The sequence below is a fragment of the Aminobacter sp. P4_H6_2 genome (genome assembly GCF_056400805.1).
This window is the reverse complement of record NZ_JBFUKO010000589.1, coordinates 1-3,328: the sequence shown is the minus strand read 5'-3', so window position 1 is coordinate 3,328 and position 3,328 is coordinate 1. Positions and strand designations below refer to the sequence as shown.

Annotated in this window: 4 protein-coding genes and 1 pseudogene; 1 reads left to right on the top strand and 4 read right to left on the bottom strand. The window is 62.1% G+C overall.

Annotated elements, in window-relative coordinates; translation table 11 throughout:
* The 3 genes and pseudogenes from AC1DUU_RS27055 to AC1DUU_RS27045 form a co-directional block, all read right to left on the bottom strand.
* Nucleotides 1–334 (bottom strand): annotated as a pseudogene (locus AC1DUU_RS27055) (xanthine dehydrogenase family protein molybdopterin-binding subunit); the annotation flags it as partial.
* Nucleotides 327–1,385, bottom strand: coding sequence for an FAD binding domain-containing protein (locus AC1DUU_RS27050; protein WP_476786437.1), 1,059 nt, complete (start codon nt 1,383–1,385; stop codon nt 327–329). The pseudogene AC1DUU_RS27055 and the gene AC1DUU_RS27050, both read right to left, overlap by 8 nt.
* A complete protein-coding gene (locus tag AC1DUU_RS27045) occupies nt 1,382–1,876 on the bottom strand; it encodes a (2Fe-2S)-binding protein (RefSeq protein ID WP_476786436.1) in 495 nt (164 codons plus the stop codon). The genes AC1DUU_RS27050 and AC1DUU_RS27045 overlap by 4 nt, the downstream gene beginning before the upstream one ends.
* Before the next feature lie 184 nt (nt 1,877–2,060).
* Between AC1DUU_RS27045 and AC1DUU_RS27040 the strand changes: the two genes are divergently transcribed.
* Nucleotides 2,061–2,654, top strand: coding sequence for a TetR/AcrR family transcriptional regulator (locus AC1DUU_RS27040; RefSeq protein WP_476786438.1), 594 nt, complete (start codon nt 2,061–2,063; stop codon nt 2,652–2,654).
* A 112-nt stretch (nt 2,655–2,766) separates the two neighbouring features.
* Here AC1DUU_RS27040 and AC1DUU_RS27035 read toward each other — a convergent pair whose 3' ends face one another.
* Nucleotides 2,767–3,216: a Ros/MucR family transcriptional regulator gene (locus AC1DUU_RS27035; protein WP_476786435.1), complete on the bottom strand. Its 450-nt coding sequence runs from the start codon at nt 3,214–3,216 to the stop codon at nt 2,767–2,769.
* Nucleotides 3,217–3,328: the final 112 nt, after the last annotated feature.

Below are 3,328 nucleotides of genomic sequence, written 5' to 3'. Positions count from 1 at the left end.
AGCGCACATGGTCGTTCTGCAAAGCCTCGATGCGAAACCCAAACAACCCATGTTTGCCATCCGGATCGAGCGCCAGCGGCGGGCGGTTGGCGGGGGTGATCACCTCCACGACGCCGGGATGGGCTTTGGCTGCCGTTACATCAAGGGAGGCGACCCTGCCCCGGCCAATAGTGCTGACCGCGACCACTGCGTGCAGCATGGCTGCAGGATGGTTGTCGGCAGCATAGGTCGCCCCACCTGTGACCTTGAGGCGGCCGTCGCGCCGGGTCAGGGGCTGGCCGCTGCTGGAGCCGAGACGGACGTGTGCCGAGGGAAATGGAAGAGTGTCAGCCATGGATGAGAACTCCGCTGTCGGATCCGAAGGGGGAGGCGGGCAGTGCCGGCATGCGCTCTGGGGTTCCCGCCGCCGCAAGCAGCAACGCGCGCTTCACAACCCGCGTCGCAAGTTCGATCTTGTAGCCATTGTCGCCTGAGGGAGCTGCGCCAGCGAGCGCAATTTCGGCTGCCTTGGCGAAAGCCTCGGAGGCAGGCGAGAGGCCTTCCAGCAGGGTCTCGGCAGCACGGGCGCGCCAGGGCTTTGCGGCGACGCCGCCCAGGCAAATCCGGGCCGCCCGGATGGTTCCGTCCTTGATCTGCAGTGCAGCGGCGGCGGAGACGAGAGCAAAGGCAAATGACGTCCGCTCCCGCAGCTTCAAGTAGCGAGCATTGGCGCGGAAGTGTGTGGCCTCCGCCGGCAGGCGCAACCCGGTGATCAGTTCGCCTGCCTCAAGGACGCTTTCGCGCGCGGGCGTCGTGCCAGGAAGCAGGTGGAAGTCTTCCAGCGTGACGTCGCGCCGTCCGCCCGGCCCCTCGATCTCGACCACTGCGTCGAGCGCGACAAGGGGAACGCAGAAATCGGACGGATGCGTGGCAATGCAGGCGTCGGACCAGCCAAGGACGGCATGGTTGCGGTTTTCGCCGCCGCGCGCGTCGCAGCCCGCGCCCGGATCGCGTCGGTTGCAGGCACTGGCGGTGTCTTGGAAATGGGCGCAGCGGGTGCGTTGCAGGAGGTTACCGCCGACAGTGGCCGCGTTTCGCACTTGCGGCGAGGCACCTGACAGCAGTGCTTCCGCCACGGCGGGATGCGCCACAGCGAAGGCTGGGTCACGAGCCAGATCGGCATTGCGCACCATGGCGCCGATGCGCATGCCGCCATCAGCCAACGTCTCGATCCTATCCAATCCCGGCAGTCGGGTAACATCGACGAGCCGGCTGGGGCGCGATACGCCGCCCTTCATCAGGTCCAGGAGATTGGTGCCGGCCGCAAGATAGGCAGTTCCGGGTTCGGAGCCAGCGGCGATGGCTTCGGCCACCGAAGCGGGGCGGACGTAGTCGAACAGGTTCATGCGATCCTCCGTTCGTCGTTGGCAAGGTGCTTATACGCGTCGAGCACCGCTTCGATGATCCCGGCATATGCCCCGCAGCGACAGAGATTGCCGCTCATGCCTTCGCGGATGCGCTCAGKGTCATCTCCTGCCTCGCCCTCGCCGATGAGGCCAACCGCGCTCATGATCTGTCCGGGGGTGCAAAAACCGCACTGGAAGCCGTCATGGGCGATGAAAGCGGCCTGGACCGGGTCGAGCACGTCGCCTTGCGCAAGACCTTCGATGGTTACGACATCGGCGCCGTCAAGGCTGAGCGCCAGCGCAAGGCAGGCATTGATGCGCCGCCCGTCCACCAACACGGTGCAAGCGCCGCATTGGCCGCGATCACAGCCTTTCTTCGTTCCCGTCAGCGCAAGCCGCTCGCGCAGAAGGTCGAGCAGCGTTACCCTTGGATCATCGAGTGTAACGTCCGTGCGGACACCATTGACCGTAAGGCAGAGGGACAGAGTCATGATTGCTCCGATTGTGATGTCTTAGATTTTTGTCGACCTGATAGGTCGGCTGTGCAACGCAGGCAGCACGCATTGTCGGAAGGCGGCACTTCCATCAAAAATGGTGGAGGTGCCCAACCATCTGATAATGCTTTATACGGAGGGTTCCTCCGTTTTGCAAGCCGTAACTGGAATGACAGCAAAGATGGGACAGCAAATCGAAAAGGCAAGCCGCAAGCCCCGCGCCGATTCCTTGCGAAACCGGGACCGGCTGCTTGTCGCTGCTCGGAATGTTTTCAGCGCCGGCGGCCCGGATGCGAGCCTTGAGGCGGTGGCCCGTGCCGCAGGCGTCGGCATCGGCACCCTCTACCGTCATTTTCCCACGCGCGAGGCGCTGTTTCAGGCTGTCTACCGTCGCGAGATCGACCAGCTTGTCGATCTCGCCGTAACGCTCACTGCCGAAGGAAATGCGCTGGAGGCGCTGCGCCGCTGGCTACATGCCAACATCGGGATGGTTGCCACAAAAAAAGGCATGCTTGCGGCGCTGTCCCCGGCTGTTGGGAGTTCAGCTGAGCTGTATGCCGATTCCGCGGCGCGGCTGGCCCGCTCCGTCAGCGACCTGATGACGAAGGCCATTGCGGCTGGCCAGATCCGCAACGACATCGCGCCTGAAGACGTCATGCGTGCCCTCATCGGCATGTGTTACACACGCGAGCAGCCCGGCTGGCAGGACACGGTCATTCGCTTGGTGGATGTCTTCGTGGACGGCCTACGCTTGCGCCACGACCAGATCAGCTGAAGTAAGCTGCCTTGGCGATGATAGCCCGAAAGCAATCCGCGATTGAGACACTTGGATTGTTACCGCGAGGGATCTGGCCTGCAGTTGCTCTCCCGCCATCGTCGTAGTGTGATCAAACCTTCGCCTTCCCTGGCGCAAGCTTCGCCGGTTGCTTGGCGCCCGGCTTGCGACCAAGCCCGAGCTTCTTCGCCAATTCGGAACGCTGCTGAGCATAACCGGGCGCAACCATCGGGTAATCGGCGGGCAACGACCACTTGGCGCGATATTGGTCAGGGGTCAGTCCCACGCCGGAGAGATGCCGTTTCAGGGTTCGGTACTGTTTACCGTCTTCCAGGCTGATGATGTATTCGTGGGTAACCGTCTTCTTGATTGGCATCCGTGGCTTTGGCGCCTCTTCAGCTTGAGCTTCCGGCACACTCAGTTTTTTTATGCTGGCGAAAACATCTGCGATCAGATTTGGCATGTCGTCTGGTCTGATCGAGTTGTTGGAAACATACGCCGCTACAATGTCGGCTGTAAGTTCAATAAGCTGATTGCCAGATTTCGGAAGCAATTCGGACATCAATAATCTCCAGTCTAATTCCCCCTGGCTGTCGGGTAGCTGATATTCCACTGCGGTGGAACCCAGAAATCGGAAAATTGTGGATCAAATGGCCGGCTTGTACCGGAAATGG